The 3,743-nt window shown below is 40.5% G+C and carries 3 protein-coding genes; all 3 read right to left on the bottom strand.

The features are described from left to right. Positions 1-37 precede the first annotated feature (37 nt). On the bottom strand, positions 38-1,846 hold the full coding sequence (locus tag RM368_RS38095; RefSeq protein ID WP_322698870.1) for a bifunctional serine/threonine-protein kinase/ABC transporter substrate-binding protein: 1,809 nt from the start codon (positions 1,844-1,846) through the stop codon (positions 38-40). 19 nt (positions 1,847-1,865) lie between these two features. Continuing rightward, a complete protein-coding gene (locus tag RM368_RS38090; protein ID WP_322698869.1) occupies positions 1,866-3,170 on the bottom strand; it encodes an MFS transporter in 1,305 nt (434 codons plus the stop codon). Positions 3,171-3,236: 66 nt separating this feature from the next. Further along, positions 3,237-3,506 (bottom strand): hypothetical protein, encoded by a 270-nt coding sequence (locus RM368_RS38085; protein WP_322698868.1) that lies wholly within the window; start codon positions 3,504-3,506, stop codon positions 3,237-3,239. Between the last annotated feature and the right edge of the window lie 237 nt (positions 3,507-3,743).

Below are 3,743 nucleotides of genomic sequence, written 5' to 3'. Positions count from 1 at the left end.
CTTTCATCTTCTTACTTCTCCCGCCTTTTTTCCTAATTCACATTAGGCGTAATTCTGCATTTGTTAGCTCTATTACTTTTCCTCCTTTGTTTTGGAAACTACTGCGGAAATCTTTTTGCATAGAGTCGCTATAAAGACTTTCGGGAGTATAAAAAATTGCTGCTGTTGGCTGGTTGGGAATTTGTTTAAGCAGATAGTCAGCTAAAGCCTCCGCACTCACGCTAGCATTAGGCACAGTACGAAAGAAAAAGTCATTCGGAGTAACTTTTTCTCGAATCTGGTCTACAGTGCTACCTGGAGAAATCAATACTAAATGATTCTGTTGATAAACAGGCAAAGCCTCTAAAGTCAATTCACTTGCATAGTGAGCAACAACACTTAGAATATCTCGCTGAGATACTAGATTCTCAGCTATTTGTCGCGCTTGCTTAGAGTTATTAGCATCATTGGCAATTAGTACCCTAAGACTTCTGCCATTAATTTTTACCCCCTTGTTAATCTCATTTTGGGCTTGTGCAACTCCCCGCAGAATTGCCTCAGCTATCAATTGGTTATTAACAATGGGAACTGATACAGCAATTGTGTAAGTCTTTGCATTTTCATCTGCTAGTTGAGCATTATTTAGGTAAATTAATGTTTCTGGGTCATTTTTTCGCTTTTTATATGCTTTTTCTAACAAAAGAATTGCATTTTTATAATCCTTTTGTGCCAGAGCATTAACTCCTTGTTGTTTTTCTGGTATGGCAGAGTCCAGTGGAAACAAGATTTCTTCTCCACAACTTAAATAATCTTCTAGCTTTAAAGGACAGGTTGGCGGCGATATAAATACTGATATAACTATCGGGATGAAAGCTGCAATCAGAGCTAGTGCAACAAATACAAGCCTCTTATGTAAAGACCTCAGAGACTTTATGATTCCAAGCTCTATACGCCTAACCCAAGTTGGGTTAGAAAGAAGGGTCAGGTTGCTTGGTAAGGATTGTGTTTGAGGAGGGAGGGTCAGGCTCTTTTGCAAAGATCGTGGTTGTAATTGTGGCGCTGCTATGTGGGAAAGTTTTTGCAAAACATCTGCTGCTGATTTGTAACGCTCGTCAGCATTACAGCGCACCATTTCATTCAAGATATACACTAGTTTATCACTGACCTGTACTATGTTACGCCAGATAACTTCCCCATTAGAGTCTTTTGAAAGACGATAAGGTTGTACACCTGTTAGGGCTTGAATTGCAACCATTCCCACTGCATAGATATCACTATTTAATTTTGGCTTTCCTTGCTTTTGTTCCTCCGGCATATAACCTGGGGTTCCAACTTGCACCGTTAAAGACTGAGCTTGATAAGAGTGAATTTGAGTGCTGACTGTTTTAACACAGCCAAAATCAATCAAGACAATTTTGTTATCCTGTTTGCGTCTGATTATGTTTGAGGGTTTTATGTCTCGGTGAATCTTGTTATTTTGATGAACAAACGCCAAAACTTCTAAAATATCCTGTAAAAGTTGAATAACAAATGCCTCACTCAACTGGTTACCTGGTCTAATTTCGTGGTCTAGGTCACAACCATCAATGAATTCTTGAACAAGAAAAAATTCTTGGTTTTCCTCAAAATCAGCTAATAGTTGAGGAATTTGTTCGTGTCTGCCCAACTTATAAAGGGCTTTTGCTTCTTCAGCAAATAAACGTCTTGCTATCTGCAACATAGATGGATCGTCAGTCCCAAGTACAAGTTTCTTAACAACACAAATTTGCTCTTGACAATGTTGATCTCTGGCTAAGTAAGTTTCCCCAAAGCCTCCTTTTCCCAGAATACGAATGATTTGGTAACGTCCGCCTAAAACTTGTCTCATGTTAAGTTCCTCACTGCATTCATGACTTAATAGCCCTTGTTTCAATTACCCAAGGCATACAAAACAGACCAATCAGTGGCACAACAGCCAAAGCAAGCTGCAATTCTAAAGCACTGTGGAGAACATTAGAACCACTGGATGCGATCGCACCTACTAGAAACGGGCCGCCTGCTGCTATCAATCGCCCGACGTTATAACAGAAGCCAGCACCTGTTGCCCGTAATCTAGTGGGAAAAAGCTCTGGTAGGTAGTAGGTGAAACTGCCAAACACACCAAAAACAGTTAACCCAATTGGGAAGTACAAATAAAGACGAGTGTAGGGCGACCAATTCAGTCCGAAGGTAACTATTAGGGCAAGACCTGACAGTAAAAAGTAGAGAAAAAACATTTTTCTGCGTCCCCAATATTTAGCTAGGGGAACCGTCAGTAGAGTGCCGATTAGTCCCCCCAAATTAAAGCTGTTGGATGCAATAGTCTTCCATTGCTCGATAAGTGTTTGTGTTGCTACCTTATCTAAACTTTGGGTCAGAGCCGCCATTTGCGCTAAACTAGCAGAAATTACCGGAATAAAAGCATTACAAGTCCACCAAGTCAGCAAAGCTACTGTTGCTGTCAGAAAGCCACATCGAGTTAGGGGAAAATTTTTGTGATTGAATAATTCTTGGATGCTAGGCGCAGGCATATTACTAACTTCTTTACGCCAGGATTCTGGCTCTTTAACGAAATAACGCAACAAAAAGGCAACTACGCCAGGAAGTAACCCAAATAAAAAGACAAAGCGCCAAGAGATTTCGGGGTTGTTCTTGAACAACACTCCCGCAACTAGTAGATTCACAAGTGTCGCTAAAGTTAGACCAACAGGAGCTGATGTGTAAAGAAGCGCTCCCGCTTCTACCCGCGATCGCTCTGGCATCACTTCAGTCACAAGTGACGCTCCTGCTGCCCACTCTCCTCCAAGACCTAAACTGGCGATAACTCTCGAAAGAATTAAGACTGCTATATTAGGTGCGACAGCACAAGTAGCTGTACCAAGGGAAAAACAGAGTATGGTGAGCATCATGGTCTTACTACGACCAATGCGATCGGCAAGCGTACCGAAAAGAATGCCTCCTGCTGCCCAGCCTAATAATAAAATTGAAGTCAGTAATCCAGTCCAAAAAAGGGTAGCAGCTTTTGCTTCAGAAGAACCAATAGGCAAGCCTAGCAGAGTTAGTACACAGTTTGGTGCTACGTAACTAAATAGCAAACTATCAAACAAATCGAAGCCCCAACCAAGCCATGCGGCAAAAAAAACTGTCCATTGATAACGAGTCAGAGAAAGCATAGTTATAGTTCAATTTAATTAGTTAATAAACGCTTGATTACGAATATTCTGGTTAAGCGTTCAGAATCAGAACGTTTCTAAATTTACAGGTGAACATTGCTTAAGGTAATCGCAAGTAAAAACTTCTTTTGAGCCATCTGGGTTGATTCGGAATAAAAAATTATCAGGACTATAGGTAGGATGTGAAATAGTAGTTCCACCATAGACGGGATGAGAACCTAACAAGATTAATCCTTTGGCAGAAGAACAAAGTTGCATTGTTTGGTCTACAACTTCAGTTCGATCTACATTAGGGCTGAAAAACTGAGTCCTCATGGTTCCGGAATTGCCTTGCATTTTCAAAAAACTCTCATAAACAATGCCATCAACGCTATAGCGTAGTTTCCAAGCTCCATAAATGGGAGTCTTAGCATCTATTAGTTGTGGAGTATTTTGAGCGATGGTAAATAATGAATTTTGAGAACTTGTTGTGGATGGGGTTGTTGATAGAATAGAGATTTAGCTGAAGTTGGCTTGATACTATCCCTCTTCTGTCACTTTCCGGGTATTCTAAATAAAAGGACTAAAAGAAAA

Origin of the sequence: Nostoc sp. DedSLP03 (assembly GCF_034530815.1) — a bacterium.
Lineage (GTDB): Bacteria > Cyanobacteriota > Cyanobacteriia > Cyanobacteriales > Nostocaceae > Nostoc.
The sequence above is the reverse complement of the archived record's forward strand: the minus strand, read 5'-3'. Positions and strand labels throughout refer to the sequence as shown.

Coding starts and splice junctions, on each gene's coding strand:
- RM368_RS38095 (WP_322698870.1), bottom strand. CDS start 1,846: ATGAGACAAGTTTTAGGCGGACGTTACCAAATCATTCGTATTCTGGGA.
- RM368_RS38085 (WP_322698868.1), bottom strand. CDS start 3,506: ATGCAAGGCAATTCCGGAACCATGAGGACTCAGTTTTTCAGCCCTAAT.
- RM368_RS38090 (WP_322698869.1), bottom strand. CDS start 3,170: ATGCTTTCTCTGACTCGTTATCAATGGACAGTTTTTTTTGCCGCATGG.